Raw genomic sequence first — 17,013 nt, 5'->3', positions numbered from 1 at the left:
ACCGTGCCACCTACTCGGTGTCGTCCCTGCCTAGTGCGCAATTGCGAGGGCTTTGCAGAAGTCGCCCGGGATGATTCTCTTTTGGTGAAGGATTCGCCGGAGGGTCGGATGGCGGAGCGCCAGATTGGTCAATTGAGCTTTACAGATGGGCTGATGAATGACGCGGCCAGGGCCAATGCGCCATTGCAGCGAGTGTCGGAACTGGTCGACTGGAACGCGATTGAAGCGCTGCTGAGCGGCTTGCGCAGCGGGTCGATGGGGGCGCCAGCTTACCCGTCGCTGGCGCTGTTTAAGGCGCTGTTGCTGCAGCAATGGTATGGTCTGTCGGATCCGGGACTTGAGGAAGCACTGGTGGACCGCCTGTCGTTCCGGCGCTTTCTGGGCCTGTCGCTGAGTGAGCCGGTGCCGGATCATTCCACGCTGTGGCGTTTCCGCGAACAACTGGCCAAGAGCGGGCTGGCGGAGCGCGCTTTCGCCCTGATTACGGCGCAGATCGAGAAGTCCGGCTTCGTCTTGAAGCGCGGCACATTGATCGACGCTTCGCTGATCCGCTCGGCGGTAAATCCACCCGAACCACCGGATCCCGATTTGCCCCCGGATGCGGACGGGCGGCCGGCCAGCAAACTGGTCAAAAGCGCGCACGATCCTGACGCTGCCTGGACCAAGAAGGACGGCAAATATGCCTTCGGCTACAAGATGCACGTGGCGATGGACCAAGGCAGTCGCATCATCCGGCGCCTCGCCTTTACGCCAGCCAATGTCAACGACACCGTGCCCGCCGACGGGCTGATCTGCGGCGACGAGGCAACGGTCTACGCTGACAAAGCCTACGATACCATCGCGCGACGCGTGCGGTTGAAGGAGATGGATATTCGCGACGGCATCATGCGCAGACACAACCGCTGGCTTCGCTTGGGACCTTGGGCGGTGCGTCGTAATGCGGTCATCTCGCATCGACGCGCGCCGATCGAGCCGTTGTTCGCATTGCTCAAGCGCGTCTACGGTCTGGCGCGTGCCCGCTATCGGGGCCTGATGCGCAATGCCGCAGCTTTCCAGCTCGCCGCGACTGCGATCAATCTCCAGCGATGGGCCAGGACGCCACCCCAGATCGCCTAACCAAACCAGCCATCCAGCCATCATGGCTGACCCATCCAAGCCACTAACAGGCCCAAACAACCAGCGCCCGCCCCTGTCGATTGCTCGACTTTCGCAAAGCCCTCGCAATTGCGCACTAGGCAGGGACGACAGGGGCATTTGCGGCGCGCCCATCCCGCCCCAACGCCGGGCAGCCTTGCGGGGCCATTGCTTGGCAAGCCAAACCCCGTTTGCCATAACAGGACGAAACAACAACGTTGCGCGTGCGGGGCCGTTCGGAATCCGCCTGCAGCCAAAGAGCCGGGAGGATGCCATGGCCAATATCCGAGTTCTCGCCACCGATCTGGAGTTTCCCGAAGGTCCCGTCGTCATGCCCGACGGTTCGGTCGTGCTGGTCGAAATCCGCGGCCAGCGGCTGACGCGGGTCTATCCCGACGGGCGCAAGGAGATCGTCGCCAAGGTGCCGGGCGGCCCGAACGGCGCGGCGCTCGGTCCCGACGGCAAGATGTACATCTGCAACAATGGCGGCTTCTCCTGGATTCCGACCCGCAACATGATCATGCCGGGGCCGCAGCCCGAGGATTATCTCGGCGGCTCGATCCAGCGCGTCGATCTGCAATCCGGCAAGGTCGAGACCGTGGTGACTAAATGCGGCGAGCACGCGCTGCGCGGGCCGAATGACCTGGTGTTCGACAGGCAGGGTGGCCTGTGGTTCTCCGACCTCGGCAAGCGCCGCGCCCGCGACATGGATGTCGGCGCGTTCTATTATCTGAAGCCCGGCATGAACGAGATCGTCGAGGCCGTGCACGGCATCCTGCCGGCCAACGGCATCGGCCTGTCGCCGGACGAGAAGACCGTCTACATCGCGGAGACGCCGACCGCGCGGCTGTGGGCGTATGAAGTTTCCGAGCCCGGCACCGTCAAGCCGCGCGACGTGATCTATCGCGGCGAGCGCGGCAAGCCGATCGCCGGCCTCGGCGGCTACCAGATGTTCGACTCGCTCGCGGTCGAGGCATCGGGCAATGTCTGCGTCGCGACGCTGGTGTCGGGCTGCATCTCGGTGATCGCGCCCGACGGCACCGTGGTCGAGCAGGTGCCGACCGGCGACCGCGTCACCACCAACATCGCCTTCGGCGGCCCCGAGCTGAAGACCGCCTACATCACGCTGTCGGGCAAGGGCGAGCTGATCGCGATGGACTGGCCGCGGCCGGGATTGCCGCTGAATTTTCTGAATAGATGACGATTGCGGTTCGCGAAGCGCAATCGTCATTCCGGGATGGTGCGAAGCGCCAGACCCGGAATCTCGAGATTCCGGGTTCGATGCTGCGCATCGCCCCGGAATGACAAAGATGGAGAGATCTCGAATGCCCTGGCTTGAACCGGTCACCCTTCGCGGCGCGCATGCGCGGCTGGAGCCGTTGTCCCACGATCATCGCGACGGGCTGGTCGAGGCGGTGAAGGACGGCGAGCTGTCAAAGCTCTGGTACACCGCGATCCCGCAGCCGGAGAACATGGCCAAGGAGATCGACCGCCGGCTCGGCCTGCAAAAGGCCGGATCGATGCTGCCGTTCACGGTGTTCGACGCCGACGGCAAGATTTCCGGCATGACGACCTACATGAACGTCGACACGTCGAACCGTCGCGTTGAGATCGGCTCGACCTGGTACGCCAAGCGTGTGCAGCGCAGCGCGGTCAATACGCAGTGCAAACTGCTGCTGCTGACCCATGCCTTCGAGAAGCTTGATTGCATCGCGGTCGAGTTCCGCACGCATTTCTTCAATCACCAGAGCCGGCGTGGCATCGAGCGTCTGGGTGCGAAGCAGGACGGCATCCTGCGCAGCCATCAGATCGCGCCCAACGGCACGTTGCGCGACACCGTGGTTTACAGCATCATCGCCAGCGAATGGCCGACGGTGAAGGCGCATCTGACCTATCAACTCAACGAAAAGCCGCGCTGACACGATAGTCGGCGCCAGAAACGAGACGATGGAAACGTTCGATTATGTGATCATCGGCGCAGGCTCCGCCGGGAGCGTGCTGACCAACCGCTTGAGTGAAGACGCAGGCACCAAGGTGTGCGTGCTCGAGGCGGGGCCGAGCGACTGGCATCCCTACATCCATCTGCCGGCCGGCTTCATCAAGACCTTCCATATGAAGAGCGTGAACTGGGCCTATCAGCAGGAGGTGGGTCCCTACACCGGCGGGCGCAGCATCTATGCGCCGCGCGGCAAGACGCTCGGCGGCTCGTCCTCGATCAACGGCCACATTTATAATCGCGGCCAGCGCCAGGATTTCGACACCTGGGCGCAGCTCGGCAATCGCTGCTGGGGCTATCCTGACGTGCTGCCCTATTTCCGGCGCATGGAGAGGCGGATCGGCGAGGGCGACGACACCTATCGCGGCCGCGACGGCAACCTCACCGTCACCACCATGGACTGGCAGGATCCACTCTGCGAGGCCTTCATGGCAGGCGCGGTCAGCCTCGGCATTCCGCGCAATCCTGATTACAACGGCCAGATACAGGAAGGCGTGTCGTACTGCCAGCGCACCATCCTAAACGGCCGCCGGGTCAGCGCCGCGACCGCGTTCCTGCATCCGGCGCGGCGGCGGCCCAATGTCGATGTGCGCACGCATGCGCATGTCACCGGCATCATCTTCGAGGGCAAGCGCGCGGTCGGCGTGCGCTACAACCGCGGCGGCAAGCACGGCGATCCCCTGGAGATCCGCGCCACCAAGGAGGTCATCCTCTCCGGCGGCGCCTACAACTCGCCGCAGCTGTTGCAGCTCTCCGGCGTCGGCGCGCCCGAGCTGTTGCAGGCGCACGGCATCGAGGTGCGCCACGCGCTGCCGGGCGTCGGCGAAGGTTTGCAGGATCATTACGCGCCGCGCTCGGTGGCGCGGGTCAAGAACATCAGGACCATCAACGAGCTTCGCCGCGGCTTCAGCCTGTGGGGCGAGGCGATCAAATGGGCGACGACGCGGCGCGGCCTGCTGTCGCTGTCGCCTACCATGGTCTACTGCTTCTGGCATTCCGGCGAGACCACCGAGAGCTCCGATCTGCAGCTCACCTTCACGCCGGCGAGCTACAAGGAAGGCGTGCAGGGCCAACTCGAGGACGAGCCCGGCATGACGGTGGCGTCATGGCAGCAGCGGCCGGAGAGCCGCGGCTATGTCCGGATCCGCTCCGCCGATCCGTTCGCGCCGCCGATCATCCAGACCAACTACCTCGCCGAGGAGATCGACCGCCGCGTCGTCGTCGCCGGCATGAAGCTGGCGCGCCGGCTGCTCGCCTCCGAGCCGCTCAGTCCGTATTACGCCTATGAGGACTTTCCGGGCCCGAAGGTCACGAGCGACGACGAACTGCTCGCGGCCGCGACCGAGCGCGGCACCACCACCTTCCATCCCGGCTGCACCTGCCGGATGGGACCGGCGGACGCGCCGTGGGCGGTGGTCGACGACCAGCTTCGGGTCCATGGCATGGAGGGCCTGCGCGTGATCGACGCCTCGATCATGCCGCGGATGATCTCAGCCAATCTCAACGCCTCGACCTTGATGATCGCCGACAAGGCCTCCGACATGATCCGCGGCAAGGCACCCGAGGCGGCTGCGAAGCTGCCGGAGTATGCGTGACGGAATAGAGGCGTACGCGATGTTGCTTCTTGATCAGCGCGCTGTGTCTAACACCGTCATGCTGAGGAGGCCGCGAAGCGGCCGTCTCGAAGCACGACGGCCCGAGTGGGCCGTGCATCCTTCGAGACGCGCTACGCGCTCCTCAGGATGACGGGACTAATATCAGGAGCTCAGCCGTAGACGAACGCCTTGTCCTTGAGGTCGATCGCCGGGAATTCGTCCTTCTCGGCCCAGTAATCCTGGTTGTGCTGCCACTCCGGCTTGTCGCCGCGCTTCGGCAAGAGGTGCATGCCGCGCATCATGTAGCCGGGGTTGAAGTTCTCCGGATCGATCCACGGCAGCAGCGGCATGTTGTGGTCTTCGGGGCGCAGTTCCGGCGTCACCTTGTTCGCGCCGGTCGCCTTCATGTGCTGCAGCAGGCGGCAGACGAAGTCGCCGACCAGATCGACGCGCAAGGTCCAGCTGGCGCGGAAATAGCCGAACACCCAGACGAGGTTCGGCACGCCGGTGAACATCATGCCGCGATAGGTCACGGTATCGGCGAAGTCGAGCGGCTTGCCGTCGATCTCGAAGTCGATGCCGCCGTTGGCGGAGAGGTGGAAGCCGGTCGCGGTGATAATGATGTCGGCCTCGAGCTGCTTGCCGGACTTGAGCAGGATGCCCGTCTCGGTGAAGCGGTCGATCTCGTCGGTGACGACCGACGCCTTGCCGCCCTTGATGGCGTGGAACAGGTCGGCATCCGGCACGAAGGCGATGCGCTGCCGCCACGGCCGGTAGCTCGGCGTGAAATGCGTGGCGATGTCGTAGTCCTTGCCGAGGACGGCTTCGACCGCTGCCAGCAGGTCCTTCTTGGCGCCCTCGGGCTCGGCGAAGGTCCGCCTGGTGAAGGCGTCCTGCTCGAACAGGATCTTGCGGCGGGTGATCTCGTGGATCCAGTGCTCGTCGACCTGCAGCCTGCGCAGCTCCTCGGCGATCTCGATGGCGTTGCGGCCGGTGCGGAAATAGGTCGGTGAGCGCTGCAGCATGGTGACATGGCCGGCGTCCTTGGCCATCGCCGGGATCAGGGTCGCGGCGGTGGCGCCGGAGCCGATCACGACCACGCGCTTGCCCTTGTAGTCGAGGTCGTCGGGCCAGGTCTGCGGATGCACGACGGTGCCCTTGAACTTCGCCATGTCGGTCCATTCGGGCGTATAGCCCGCGTCGTGGCGATAATAGCCCTGGCACATCCAGAAGAAGTTGGTGGTGAAGCGCAGCCGCTCGCCGGTGTCGATGCGCGTCGCATCGATGGTCCAGAGATTGGTTTCGTTCGACCACTTCGCCGCGGTGATGGTGTGGCGATAGCGGATGTGACGGGCGATGTCGTTCTCCTCGATCACCTCGCCCATGTACTTCAGGATCTCGGCCGCGGTCGCGATCGGCGCGCTGGTCCACGGCTTGAAGCGATAGCCGAAGGTGTGCAGGTCGCTGTCGGAGCGGATGCCGGGATAGCGGTGGGTGGACCAGGTACCGCCAAAAGTCTTCTGCGTCTCCAGCACCACGAAGCTGGTGCTGGGGCATTGCGTGGCGAGGTGGTAGGCGGCGCCGACGCCGGAGATGCCGGCGCCTGCGATCAGGACGTCGAAATGCTCTGTGGTGACGGGCTCGGCGGCCCGGATCTGGGTCTGGACGTTCATCTTCCCTGGTCTTCTTGCTTGTTGGCTTGTTTGTTGAGCTGCAGAAGCAAGACGCCGGAGCCATTGCCCCGGCGTTTGCCGATATCGGAACTAGACTTCGCGGCGGCTGAGGAAAGCCAGCCGCTCGAACAGGTGCACGTCCTGCTCGTTCTTGAGCAGCGCGCCATGCAGCGGCGGGATCAGCTTGCGCGGATCGCGCTCCCTGAGCATCTCCGGCGTGATGTCCTCGTTGAGCAGCAGCTTGAGCCAGTCGAGCAGCTCCGAGGTCGAGGGCTTCTTCTTCAAGCCCGGCACCTCGCGGACTTCGAAGAAGATCCGCAGCGCCTCTTCCACCAGGCGCTTCTTGATGCCGGGGAAATGCACGTCGACGATCCTACCCATCGTCTCGGTGTCGGGGAACTTGATGTAGTGGAAGAAGCAGCGGCGCAGGAAGGCGTCCGGCAGTTCCTTCTCGTTGTTCGACGTGATCATCACGATCGGGCGCAGCTTCGCCTTGATGGTCTCGCCGGTCTCGTAGACGTGGAATTCCATGCGGTCGAGTTCGAGCAGCAGATCGTTGGGGAATTCGATGTCGGCCTTGTCGATCTCGTCGATCAGCAGCACCGGGCGCTTCTCGTTGGTGAAGGCCTCCCACAGCTTGCCGCGCTTGATGTAGTTCTTGATGTCGGACACGCGGGCGTCGCCGAGCTGGCTGTCGCGCAGTCGCGAGACGGCATCGTATTCGTAGAGGCCCTGCTGCGCCTTGGTGGTCGACTTGATGTGCCAGGTCAAAAGCGGCGCGTCGATCGCCTTGGCGACTTCCTCGGCCAGTACGGTCTTGCCGGTGCCGGGCTCGCCCTTCACCAGCAGCGGGCGCTCGAGCACGATGGCGGCATTGACGGCGACCTTGAGGTCATCGGTGGCGACGTAGTCCTTGGTACCCGTGAATTTCATCTATCTGTTTGCCTTGCTTCGTTCGTCGGCGGCCCGGGCCCCCACACGAAACGACCGCTCTCGCAGCGGTCGCATGTCCTCTCCGATATCTTGTCCGGTACAATTCTAATTGAAAAAGCCGGGCGGTCTAGCGCGGATTCCGCAGCGCAGCGGTACCGATGTGGGCTTCCGCATGGAATGTCATGCATCATCTTTCCGCTCTGCGGAATGATCGCCGGCGTGGCGCGACCTTGCCGCGATGGCGCGGGCGCCGCCACGGACCGACGGCGGCGGAGGTAACCCGGTGAAAGTGGATGGCTGATCTCGGGATGAAGCACGGCCGGGGGCCCTTGACGCCACCGGCCCAGCGGGCGATCTAGGTGGGTATGTTCCTGCAGTTTTTCACATCGCTGCGCGACGCCCAGGTCCCCGTGACGCTACGGGAATATCTGACCTTGATGGAAGCGCTTGACGCCGATCTCGCCGAGCAGACGGTCGAGAACTTCTACTATTTGTCGCGCGCCGCGTTGGTGAAGGACGAGCGCAATCTCGACAAGTTCGACCGCGTGTTCGGCACTGTGTTCAAGGGGCTCGAGAGCTTGCTCGACGCCATGGGCAAGGCCGAGATCCCCGAGGAGTGGCTGAAGAAGCTCGCCGAGAAATATCTCACCGAGGAAGAGAAGAAGCAGATCGAGGCCATGGGCTGGGACAAGCTCATGGAGACCCTGAAGAAGCGGCTCGAGGAACAGAAGGGCCGCCACCAGGGCGGCAGCAAGTGGATCGGCACCGCCGGCACCTCGCCGTTCGGCGCCCATGGCTATAATCCCGAGGGCGTCCGCATTGGGCAGGAGAAGAACCGCAACAACCGCGCCGTGAAGGTGTGGGACAAGCGCGAGTTCAAGGATCTCGACGGCAATGTCGAGCTCGGCATCCGCAACATCAAGGTGGCGCTGCGGCGGCTGCGCAAGTTCGCGCGCACCGGCGCGCCCGACGAGCTCGACCTCGACACCACGATCAAGGAGACCGCCAACCACGGCTATCTCGACGTGCACATGCGCCCCGAGCGGCGCAACGCGGTCAAGGTGCTGGTGTTCTTCGATATCGGCGGCTCGATGGATTCGCATATCGAGCAGGTCGAGGAACTGTTCTCGGCCGCCAAGAGCGAATTCAAGCACATGGAATATTTCTACTTCCACAACTGCCTCTATGAGGGCGTGTGGAAGCAGAACAAGCGGCGCTTCACCGATCGCACGCCGACCTGGGACGTGCTGCACAAGTACCCGCACGACTACAAGGTGGTGTTCGTCGGCGACGCCTCGATGTCGCCTTACGAGATCATGGTTCCCGGCGGCTCGGTCGAGCATGTCAATGAAGAGGCCGGCTCGGTCTGGCTCGATCGCATCATCCGCACCTATCCGCACGCGGTGTGGCTCAATCCGGTGGCGCAGAAGCACTGGGACTATTCGGAATCGACCACCATCATCCGCCGCCTGTTCTCCGAGCGCATGTATCCGATCACGATCGAAGGTCTGGAGAACGCGATGCGGGAGCTGGTGCGGTAACCAATCCCGTCATTCCGGACGGTCCGCAGGACCGATCCGGAATCTCGAGCTGACGAAATTCGATCGAGGTTCCGGCTTCGATGCTGCCGCATCGCCCCGGAATGACGATCAAGAAAAGCCAGGGAGAGCCCCATGCCCCAGAATATCCACCGCGGCATCAAGGTGATGATCGACGAGGCCAATGCCGAGATCGAGACCATCAGCGCGGCCGATGCGATCACGCTGATCGGCAAGAACGACGTCGTCATCGTCGACATCCGCGATCCCCGCGAGATCGAGCGCGACGGCAGGATCCCGGGCGCGTTCTCCTGCACCCGCGGCATGCTGGAGTTCTGGATCGATCCGAACAGCCCCTATGCCAAGCCGATCTTCCAGGAAGACAAGAAGTTCATCTTCCACTGCGCCGGCGGCCTGCGCTCGGCACTCGCCGCCAAGACCGCGAAGGACATGGGCCTGAAGCCCGTCGCGCATATGGGCGGCGGCTTTGCCGCCTGGCGCGAGGCCGGCGGGCCGGTCGAGGCGTGGGAGCCGAAGAAGAAGGGCTAGGCAGGATGTCACACGCGGGCTTGACCCGCGTGTCCATCGCTTCAAAGCAAGATGGATTGCCGGATCAAGTCCGGCAATGACGATGGAGAGACACGCAAGATGACGACGACCGACGATCCGCTCGTTTCGACCGAATGGCTGGCTGCGCATCTCGGCGATGCCAACGTCAAGGTGCTCGACGCGACCTTCAAGCTGCCCGGCGTGCTGCCATTGCCGAAGGACGATTATCTCGCCGCGCATCTGCCGGGTGCTGTGTTCTTCGATGTCGACGCGGTGTCCGACCATGCCAATCCGCTGCCGCACATGTTTCCGAGCGCCGAGCAGTTCGGCCGCGACATCGGTGCGCTCGGCATCGGCAACGCCGACACTGTGGTGATCTATGATGCCGGCGGCTGGGTTGCGGCGCCGCGCGCCTGGTGGATGTTCCTGTCCTATGGCCATCGCAACGTGCGCATTCTCAACGGCGGCCTGAAGAAGTGGCGCGCCGAGGGCAGGGCGGTCGAGAGCGGCGAGGTGAAGCCGAAGCCTGCGACCTTCAAGGCGAGCTACGATCCGAAGCGCGTGCGCAGCATCGAGCAGATGATCGCCAATGTCGAAAGCCGTGCCGAGCAGGTGATCGATGCGCGCGCCGCCGACCGCTTCGAGGGCCGCGCGCCGGAGCCACGGCCGGGCATCCGCGCCGGCCACATCCCAGGCGCCCGCAACGTGCCCTACAACCAATTGTTCGATGCCGCGACCGGCGAGATGAAGCCGCTCGATGACCTGCGCAAGTCGTTCGCGGGCGCCGGCGTGAAGCTCGATGGCCCCATCGTCACGAGCTGCGGGTCCGGCGTCTCGGCCGGCGTGCTGACGCTTGCGCTCTACCGGCTCGGCGTCACCGAGAGCGCGCTCTATGACGGCTCGTGGTCGGAATGGGGGCAGGCGAGCGGCCCGCCGATCGCAACGGGGCCGGCCTGACAGGTCATTCCTGCTTGCTAGCGCCGGGTGAGCGGCACCAGGGTCGGCTGGCCGAACGGATCGAGCTGCTGCTGCTGAACGACCTGCCGAACCGGCGGCGCGCGGACAATCCGCCGCCGCTCCTTGCGATGTGCCGGCTTGCTGACCGCGCTGCGCTCCGGCTTCTTCGCCTCAGCGGCCTTCGGCGCTACCGGCACTTCGACAACAACTTCGGGCCCACCCAGCGTTGCGATCTTGGTCGCGGCCGCGATCGCCTCGGGTGATGGCGGCGGGGCGGGCTCCGGCGCAACCATTGCTGGTGCCGGTGCAGCAGGCGCGGGCTCGCTGGTTGTGGCGGGCGGATCAGCGACGGCGGCGACCTTGGCCTCGGTGGCCGCCGGTGCGGCTTCGGCGGCAGCGGGCGTTGGCTCCGATGCCGGCGAAGGATCTGCGGTCGGAATCTGCGCCGCGCCGTCGACGGGCTGAGCTGGTGGCGCGGGGATCTCCGTGGCTTGAGCCTCCGGCTTCGGCGGAGCGGGTGGGACCCGATCATCCGCCGTCACGGCGGCGACCTTCTCCGGCTCGGCTGCAGGGGCGGCGATCTCAGCGGGAGCGGCCGGTTGTTCGGACGCGGCCGGCTCGGACGGGGCTGCCGGCGTATCGGTCGTCACCTTGTCGGCGGCGGGCGGATCGACCCGCACCATGGCAAGCACGGGCGGGGTCTCGGGCTGCTGCGCGAATTGCGGCTCGGGCGGCGGCGCCCGGCGGGCCGGAATGCTGGCGAACTCTTCATGTGCCGCGCGAAACAGCGCGGCTGCCCCTAACCCGAACACCAGAAGCGAGGTCGCCAGCACGATCGCGGCGAACAGAAAACGAAGGCCGGGGAGCATGGGCGCGGGTTCCCCCTTCTGCGGGAGGGTCTTCGATGTCGAGGGAACGCGGTGACCACACAAGAAAGCCGGCGTCGTGAGCGCGAATCAGGCCGATTCGAAGATATCGCAACGTCCCGGGACTGTTTGTTACAAAATGCGGGTGATTGATGACTTTGGCCACGTGGACAAACATTCCCGACCCGTGAGACATCTTTGCCGCAGCGTCGACGCGAAATCACAAAAGGCCCGGAATAGCCCGGGTTTCGCGGATTTGTCTTGAATGCGCCGCTATCTTCCTGCATTGGGCCGTTAACAGTCCGGTGTGGCTTGGGGACTATAACAGAGCAATGATGATCAACCGCATTCTGACGATTTGCGCTGCCGCGGCTCTCGGCGTGGCAGGAACCTCGCTTGCGCATGCGCAGCAGGGTTATCCGGCGTCCCAGGGCACCGCCTATTCGACGGCACCTCAGCCCTACCCCCAGGGCAGCATGCCGGATTTCGACGCTCTCAATGACGATGACGGACAGGATTCGGCTGCACTGCCGCCGCCCGGTCCGGTGCTGTCGCCGAACGACCCGCGCTATGGCCGTCCGGCGAATGCGCCCACCTATTCCGATCGTGGCGCGCCGACCGGCCCAGTGATGTCGCCGGACGATCCGCGCTATGGCCGCCCGATGAATGCTCCTCCGGTCTATTCCGACCGTGGCGCGCCGACTGGGCCGGTGATGTCGCCCGATGATCCCCGCTACGGCCGTCCGATGGGGCCGCCGCCGGTGATCTACGGCGATCGTCCGGGTGCGCAACAAGCCAATCGCGACAATGGCGTTCCGGCCGCCGGTGTTTCCTACGGCGACGACCGCGGCGGCATGCGTCCGCCCGAGGGCGTTACCGGAGCCGTGCCGCAGCAGCAGGCGCCGGTCGATGCCAACGGCAAGCCGGTGCAGATCGCGGCGCTGCCGCCGGACGAGCAGCCAGAAGACGCCCCGGCGCAACTGCCGCCGAATCTGCGTCGCCAGGAAGTGTCGTTCGCGACCAAGGAGCCGGCAGGCACGATCGTTGTCGATACGTCGAACACCTACCTCTATTACATCCTGGGCAACGGCCGGGCGATCCGTTACGGCGTCCGTGTCGGCCGCGACGGCTTCACCTGGACCGGCGTGCAGAAGATCACCCGCAAGGCCGAGTGGCCGGATTGGCATCCGCCGACCGAGATGATCGAGCGTCAGCCCTATCTGCCGCGCTTCATGGCCGGCGGACCCGGCAACCCGCTCGGCGCCCGCGCGATGTATCTCGGCTCGACCGTGTACCGTATTCACGGCACCAACCAGCCGTCGACCATCGGCAAGTTCGTTTCGTCGGGCTGCATCGGCATGCTGAACGAAGACGTCTCCGACCTGTTCGAGCGCGCCAAGGTCGGCACCCGCGTGGTTGTGCTGCCCGGTGGTCCGCCGCCGGGAACGGCGACGGCTTCTGCCACGCCCCCGAACCCAATGGCTCCCTCTGCGGCCCAGGCTCAGGCGGCCGCGCCGCTGCCCGGCACGCAGCCGACCACGGTGCAGCCGCTGCCCGCACCGGTGACGGTGCGCTAGGCCAACCGGCAAGTTCATCATTGAAAAAGGCGCGCGAACAGCGCGCCTTTTTTTGTTGCAACAAGCCGCGCATTTCGACGTTGCAGCTTGGGAAGCAATGCGATGCAGGACGTCTGCGAGACCTATCCGCCGCTGAATGCGCCAAAGCCTGTCGCCGATGACGTATGGATGATCGATGGTCCGATCATCCGGTTCGGTCCGCGCTGGTTCAAGATGCCGTTTCCAACGCGCGCGACGATCGTTCGTCTGCCGGGTGGGCGGCTGTTCATTCACTCGCCGACACCATTGCTGGCCGAGCTCAAGGCCGCAATCGTTGAGCTGGGCGTACCGCGCTGGATCATCGGTCCGAATCGTCTGCACTATTGGTGGATTCCGGAATGGCATGCTGCCTATCCGGATGCGCGCATCTTCCTTGCGCCCGGGATCAAGCAACAGGCGGACAATCGGCTGACCTTCGAAGGCGAGCCACTGGAACGATCATCCGGCTATCCCTGGGATGAGTGGATCGCGACGCTGCCGGTGGCAGGCAGCTATATGACGGAGGTCATGTTCTTCCATCTGCCGTCGCGGACATTGCTGCTGACGGACCTGATCGAGAATTTTGAGGCCGGACGAGTCCGCTCGCCGTTGATGCGGTTCCTGATCTGGCTCGGCGGCGTGCGCGATCCCGATGGCAGCACGCCAACCGATCTGCGCTCGACCTTCCTGCAGGACAGGGACGCGATGAAGGCCGCCGTCGCCCGCATGATCGAATGGGATCCGGAGCGGATCATCCTCGCCCACGGGCGCTGGTACGACCGGAACGGCCGCGCCGAGCTCGAACGCGCGTTCCGCTGGCTCGGCTAGTCGCGGTGAATGCTGCTGTCAGGCCAGGCGCCGCGGCGGCTCGTTGCCCTTGGTGAAAGCGTCGATGCACTCGACCATCTGCTGATAATGCGCCTGCAGGCTCTCGCGCGTCGCGTAGCCGAGATGCGGCGTGATCACGACGTTGTCGAGCTTGCGCAGCGGGTGATCCGACGGCAGCGGCTCGACCGAGAACACGTCGATGCCGGCGCCGGCGATCGTCTTGTCGCGCAGCGCCGCGAACAGGGCGTCCTCATCGACGATCGGCCCGCGCGCGGTGTTGACGAGATAGGCCGACGGCTTCATGCGGGCGAGATCGGCGGCGCCGACCAGTCCGCGCGAGCGCGGGCTCAGCACGACATGGATGGTGATGATGTCTGATGTCGCGAACAGCTCGTCCTTGCTGGCATAGCCGACGCCGGCCTCCTTGCACTTCTCCGGCGTCAGATTAGGACTCCAGGCGATGACGTTCATGCCGAACACTTTGGCCATGCCGGCGACCTTGCTGCCGAGCTTGCCGAGGCCGATGATGCCGAGCGTCTTGCCCTCGATCTCGGTACCGGCAAAGGTCTGCCAGGCCTCGCCGGCGTGCATGCGCGCATTCTCGCGGCCGATGCCGCGCGTCAGTTCCAGGATCAGGCCCATGGTCAGCGGCGCGGTGGGATCGCGGCTATATTGGGTGCCGCACAACACCACCTTGCGGTTCTTGGCGGCCTCCATGTCGATCGCCGCGTTGCGCATGCCTGACGTGATCAGGAGCTGCAGCCTGGGCAGCGCGTCGAGCAGGCTCTTCGGGAACGGGGTGCGCTCGCGCATCGCGCAGATGATCTCGAAATCCTTCAGCTTCGTCGCCGCTTCCGCCTCGCTCGCGAACGGCTTGTCGAACACGGTGACGTCGACCCGGTCCTTGACCTTCGGCCAGTCGGCCACCGAAAGCGCGATGTCAAAATAGTCGTCGAGGATTGCACAGCGGAGCCGCGTCATCGGGGAGGTCCATTCAGGGTGAGGACGACGGCGGGAGATCAACCGTCGGGATACCCGTCATGGTCGCGCGCAATCGGCAGGCGCGCAAGCGGCCGCGGTTTCAAAAAGCGGCGATTGTCACACGCGCGGCGACGGCTTCTTCGTGGCGCGGATATCGGCGAGCATCGAGCGGACCGCCGGCGACAGCGCCATCTGCTTGGCACGGCAGGCCGGACCCGGGCCGCGCATATAGTGCAGTTCCGGCCGGTAGGGATTGAAAGCCTTGGCGACGAAGGCGCGCCAAAAGGCGCGGAATTCGGCGAACAGCGTCGCCTCGCCTTTGGTCGTCGGGCGCGGAAGGGGTGCTGAAATGATGGTAGCCATGACGTGGCCTCAACTGTTTTGGCCGCGGTTCTGCCGCCAAAATCGCCGTTTTTCGACGTTGAGAACGAGTTTTGGCCTGATTTATTAAAAGATGGTTTCAATTGTCGTGATTCGGCGCACACATGACGTCGAACCCGTAATCACCCGTGGTGAAGCCGCCAAACGTGGTGAACGGACGGAAAACAGAGGTCCCGCGGTTGCGCTTTTGGGGGCCGGCCGTTACATCGGCGGCAGCAAAATTTCCACAAATCGGATCAATTCCAGGGACAGCGGATGGCTCGCCAGTTCATCTATTTCATGCAGGGTCTGACCAAGGCGTACCCGACCCGCAAGGTGCTCGATAACATCCATCTGAGCTTCTACCCGGACGCCAAGATCGGCGTGCTCGGCGTCAACGGCTCGGGCAAGTCGACCCTGCTCAAGATCATGGCCGGTCTCGATAAGGAGTATAACGGCGAGGCCTGGGTCGCCGAGGGCGCCCGCGTCGGCTATCTCGAGCAGGAGCCGCACCTCGATCCGGCACTCAACGTTCGTGAGAACGTCATGCAGGGCGTCGCCAAGCAGAAGGCGATCCTCGACCGCTACAACGAGCTTGCGGTCAACTATTCGGACGAGACCGCCGACGAGATGACCAAGCTGCAGGACGAGATCGAGGCCCAGGGCCTGTGGGATCTCGACAGCAAGGTCGACCAGGCGATGGACGCGCTGCGCTGCCCGCCCGACGATGCCGATGTCACAAAACTGTCCGGCGGTGAACGCCGCCGCGTGGCGCTGTGCCGCCTGCTGCTCGACCAGCCGGAATTGCTGCTGCTGGACGAGCCGACCAACCATCTCGACGCCGAATCGGTGTCGTGGCTGGAAGGCCATCTGCGCAACTATCCCGGCGCGATCCTGATCGTGACCCACGACCGCTACTTCCTCGACAACGTCACGGGCTGGATCCTCGAGCTCGACCGCGGCCGCGGCATCCCGTACGAGGGCAATTACTCGTCCTGGCTGGTGCAGAAGCAGAAGCGACTCGAGCAGGAAGGCCGCGAGGATGCCGCGCATCAGAAGACGCTGGCCCGCGAGCAGGAATGGGTGGCGTCCTCGCCGAAGGCGCGCCAGGCCAAGTCGAAGGCCCGCTACCAGCGCTATGAGGATCTGCTCAAGAAGGCGAGCGAGAAGCAGACCCAGACCGCGCAGATCATCATTCCGGTCGCCGAGCGGCTCGGCGCCAACGTCGTCGACTTCGAAGGTCTCAGCAAGGGATTTGGCGATCGCCTGCTGATCGACGATCTCACCTTCAAGCTGCCGCCCGGCGGCATCGTCGGCGTGATCGGTGCCAACGGCGCCGGCAAGACCACGCTGTTCAAGATGATCACCGAGCAGGAGACGCCGGACAAGGGCACCATCACGGTCGGCGAGACCGTGCATCTCGGCTATGTCGATCAGTCGCGCGACGCGCTCGAGGGCAACAAGACGGTGTGGGAGGAGATCTCCGGGGGCAACGAGCTGATCCTGCTCGGAAAGAAGGAAGTCAATTCGCGCGGCTACTGCTCGGCGTTCAACTTCAAGGGCGCTGACCAACAGAAGAAGGTCGGCGCGTTGTCAGGCGGTGAGCGCAATCGCGTGCATCTCGCCAAGATGCTGAAGTCGGGCGCCAACGTGCTGCTGCTCGACGAACCGACCAACGACCTCGACGTCGACACGCTGCGCGCGCTGGAAGAGGCGCTCGAGGATTTCGCCGGTTGCGCCGTCATCATCAGCCATGACCGCTGGTTCCTCGACCGCATCGCGACCCACATCCTGGCCTTCGAGGGCGACAGCCATGTCGAATGGTTCGAGGGCAACTTCCAGGATTACGAAAAGGACAAAATGCGCCGGCTCGGCCAGGACAGCATCATTCCGCATCGCGTGAAGTACAAGAAGCTGACGCGCTGACCAGTATGAACGGTCGAACGCGGCATCTCGCCGCGCTCGACCGTTCTTCGTTGGCAGGATCGTGACGGCATCGCGGCGCAAT

General features: G+C 64.6%; 15 protein-coding genes. 10 read left to right on the top strand and 5 right to left on the bottom strand.

Annotated features, from left to right (window positions below; genetic code table 11):
* The first annotated feature begins 108 nt into the window (after positions 1-108).
* The 4 genes from ACVIHF_RS27145 (at position 109) to ACVIHF_RS27130 (ending at position 4,725) form a co-directional block, all read left to right on the top strand.
* Positions 109-1,116: an IS5 family transposase gene (locus tag ACVIHF_RS27145; RefSeq protein WP_253604163.1), complete on the top strand. Its 1,008-nt coding sequence runs from the start codon at positions 109-111 to the stop codon at positions 1,114-1,116.
* 292 nt (positions 1,117-1,408) lie between these two features.
* Entirely contained in the window at positions 1,409-2,335 is a 927-nt protein-coding gene (locus ACVIHF_RS27140; protein WP_057019121.1) for an SMP-30/gluconolactonase/LRE family protein, read from the top strand.
* Positions 2,336-2,459: 124 nt separating this feature from the next.
* Entirely contained in the window at positions 2,460-3,053 is a 594-nt protein-coding gene (locus ACVIHF_RS27135; protein WP_253625584.1) for a GNAT family N-acetyltransferase, read from the top strand.
* A gap of 28 nt (positions 3,054-3,081) precedes the next feature.
* Positions 3,082-4,725 (top strand): GMC family oxidoreductase, encoded by a 1,644-nt coding sequence (locus tag ACVIHF_RS27130; RefSeq protein WP_456792849.1) that lies wholly within the window; start codon positions 3,082-3,084, stop codon positions 4,723-4,725.
* 170 nt (positions 4,726-4,895) lie between these two features.
* Here ACVIHF_RS27130 and ACVIHF_RS27125 read toward each other — a convergent pair whose 3' ends face one another.
* Entirely contained in the window at positions 4,896-6,398 is a 1,503-nt protein-coding gene (locus ACVIHF_RS27125) for a flavin-containing monooxygenase (protein ID WP_456792848.1), read from the bottom strand.
* Between the two features lie 90 nt (positions 6,399-6,488).
* Positions 6,489-7,331 (bottom strand): AAA family ATPase, encoded by an 843-nt coding sequence (locus ACVIHF_RS27120; RefSeq protein ID WP_456792847.1) that lies wholly within the window; start codon positions 7,329-7,331, stop codon positions 6,489-6,491.
* Positions 7,332-7,696: 365 nt separating this feature from the next.
* Between ACVIHF_RS27120 and ACVIHF_RS27115 the strand changes: the two genes are divergently transcribed.
* The 3 genes from ACVIHF_RS27115 to sseA all read left to right on the top strand — a co-directional run bounded on the left by ACVIHF_RS27115 (position 7,697) and on the right by sseA (position 10,375).
* Positions 7,697-8,872: a vWA domain-containing protein gene (locus ACVIHF_RS27115; RefSeq protein ID WP_016847779.1), complete on the top strand. Its 1,176-nt coding sequence runs from the start codon at positions 7,697-7,699 to the stop codon at positions 8,870-8,872.
* Between the two features lie 132 nt (positions 8,873-9,004).
* Positions 9,005-9,418: a rhodanese-like domain-containing protein gene (locus ACVIHF_RS27110; protein WP_456792846.1), complete on the top strand. Its 414-nt coding sequence runs from the start codon at positions 9,005-9,007 to the stop codon at positions 9,416-9,418.
* Positions 9,419-9,517: 99 nt separating this feature from the next.
* Positions 9,518-10,375, top strand: coding sequence for a 3-mercaptopyruvate sulfurtransferase (gene sseA, locus ACVIHF_RS27105; protein ID WP_456792845.1), 858 nt, complete (start codon positions 9,518-9,520; stop codon positions 10,373-10,375).
* 17 nt (positions 10,376-10,392) lie between these two features.
* Here the strand turns inward: sseA and ACVIHF_RS27100 are convergent, their stop codons facing one another.
* Positions 10,393-11,244: a hypothetical protein gene (locus ACVIHF_RS27100; RefSeq protein WP_456792844.1), complete on the bottom strand. Its 852-nt coding sequence runs from the start codon at positions 11,242-11,244 to the stop codon at positions 10,393-10,395.
* Between the two features lie 329 nt (positions 11,245-11,573).
* Between ACVIHF_RS27100 and ACVIHF_RS27095 the strand changes: the two genes are divergently transcribed.
* Complete coding sequence (locus ACVIHF_RS27095; RefSeq protein WP_456792843.1) at positions 11,574-12,818, top strand: L,D-transpeptidase family protein; 1,245 nt, start codon at positions 11,574-11,576, stop codon at positions 12,816-12,818.
* A 102-nt stretch (positions 12,819-12,920) separates the two neighbouring features.
* A complete protein-coding gene (locus ACVIHF_RS27090) occupies positions 12,921-13,664 on the top strand; it encodes a DUF4336 domain-containing protein (RefSeq protein WP_456792842.1) in 744 nt (247 codons plus the stop codon).
* Between the two features lie 18 nt (positions 13,665-13,682).
* On the opposite strand, the gene ACVIHF_RS27085 is transcribed toward ACVIHF_RS27090, so the two are convergent.
* Complete coding sequence (locus tag ACVIHF_RS27085; protein WP_225160019.1) at positions 13,683-14,645, bottom strand: D-2-hydroxyacid dehydrogenase family protein; 963 nt, start codon at positions 14,643-14,645, stop codon at positions 13,683-13,685.
* Positions 14,646-14,762: 117 nt separating this feature from the next.
* On the bottom strand, positions 14,763-15,008 hold the full coding sequence (locus ACVIHF_RS27080) for a hypothetical protein (RefSeq protein WP_057019128.1): 246 nt from the start codon (positions 15,006-15,008) through the stop codon (positions 14,763-14,765).
* A gap of 273 nt (positions 15,009-15,281) precedes the next feature.
* On the opposite strand from ACVIHF_RS27080, the gene ettA reads away from it, so the two are divergent.
* Positions 15,282-16,931, top strand: coding sequence for an energy-dependent translational throttle protein EttA (gene ettA, locus ACVIHF_RS27075; RefSeq protein ID WP_057019129.1), 1,650 nt, complete (start codon positions 15,282-15,284; stop codon positions 16,929-16,931).
* Positions 16,932-17,013 lie beyond the last annotated feature (82 nt).

It is taken from the genome of Bradyrhizobium sp. USDA 4506 (assembly GCF_054058795.1).
This window is presented reverse-complemented; position numbering and strand designations above follow the sequence as displayed.

Bases quoted from the DNA above. Each gene is read 5' to 3' on its own strand.
- ACVIHF_RS27145 (WP_253604163.1), top strand. From the start codon at position 109: ATGGCGGAGCGCCAGATTGGTCAATTGAGCTTTACAGATGGGCTGATG.
- ACVIHF_RS27140 (WP_057019121.1), top strand. From the start codon at position 1,409: ATGGCCAATATCCGAGTTCTCGCCACCGATCTGGAGTTTCCCGAAGGT.
- ACVIHF_RS27135 (WP_253625584.1), top strand. From the start codon at position 2,460: ATGCCCTGGCTTGAACCGGTCACCCTTCGCGGCGCGCATGCGCGGCTG.
- ACVIHF_RS27130 (WP_456792849.1), top strand. From the start codon at position 3,082: ATGGAAACGTTCGATTATGTGATCATCGGCGCAGGCTCCGCCGGGAGC.
- ACVIHF_RS27125 (WP_456792848.1), bottom strand. From the start codon at position 6,398: ATGAACGTCCAGACCCAGATCCGGGCCGCCGAGCCCGTCACCACAGAG.
- ACVIHF_RS27120 (WP_456792847.1), bottom strand. From the start codon at position 7,331: ATGAAATTCACGGGTACCAAGGACTACGTCGCCACCGATGACCTCAAG.
- ACVIHF_RS27115 (WP_016847779.1), top strand. From the start codon at position 7,697: ATGTTCCTGCAGTTTTTCACATCGCTGCGCGACGCCCAGGTCCCCGTG.
- ACVIHF_RS27110 (WP_456792846.1), top strand. From the start codon at position 9,005: ATGCCCCAGAATATCCACCGCGGCATCAAGGTGATGATCGACGAGGCC.
- sseA (WP_456792845.1), top strand. From the start codon at position 9,518: ATGACGACGACCGACGATCCGCTCGTTTCGACCGAATGGCTGGCTGCG.
- ACVIHF_RS27100 (WP_456792844.1), bottom strand. From the start codon at position 11,244: ATGCTCCCCGGCCTTCGTTTTCTGTTCGCCGCGATCGTGCTGGCGACC.
- ACVIHF_RS27095 (WP_456792843.1), top strand. From the start codon at position 11,574: ATGATGATCAACCGCATTCTGACGATTTGCGCTGCCGCGGCTCTCGGC.
- ACVIHF_RS27090 (WP_456792842.1), top strand. From the start codon at position 12,921: ATGCAGGACGTCTGCGAGACCTATCCGCCGCTGAATGCGCCAAAGCCT.
- ACVIHF_RS27085 (WP_225160019.1), bottom strand. From the start codon at position 14,645: ATGACGCGGCTCCGCTGTGCAATCCTCGACGACTATTTTGACATCGCG.
- ACVIHF_RS27080 (WP_057019128.1), bottom strand. From the start codon at position 15,008: ATGGCTACCATCATTTCAGCACCCCTTCCGCGCCCGACGACCAAAGGC.
- ettA (WP_057019129.1), top strand. From the start codon at position 15,282: ATGGCTCGCCAGTTCATCTATTTCATGCAGGGTCTGACCAAGGCGTAC.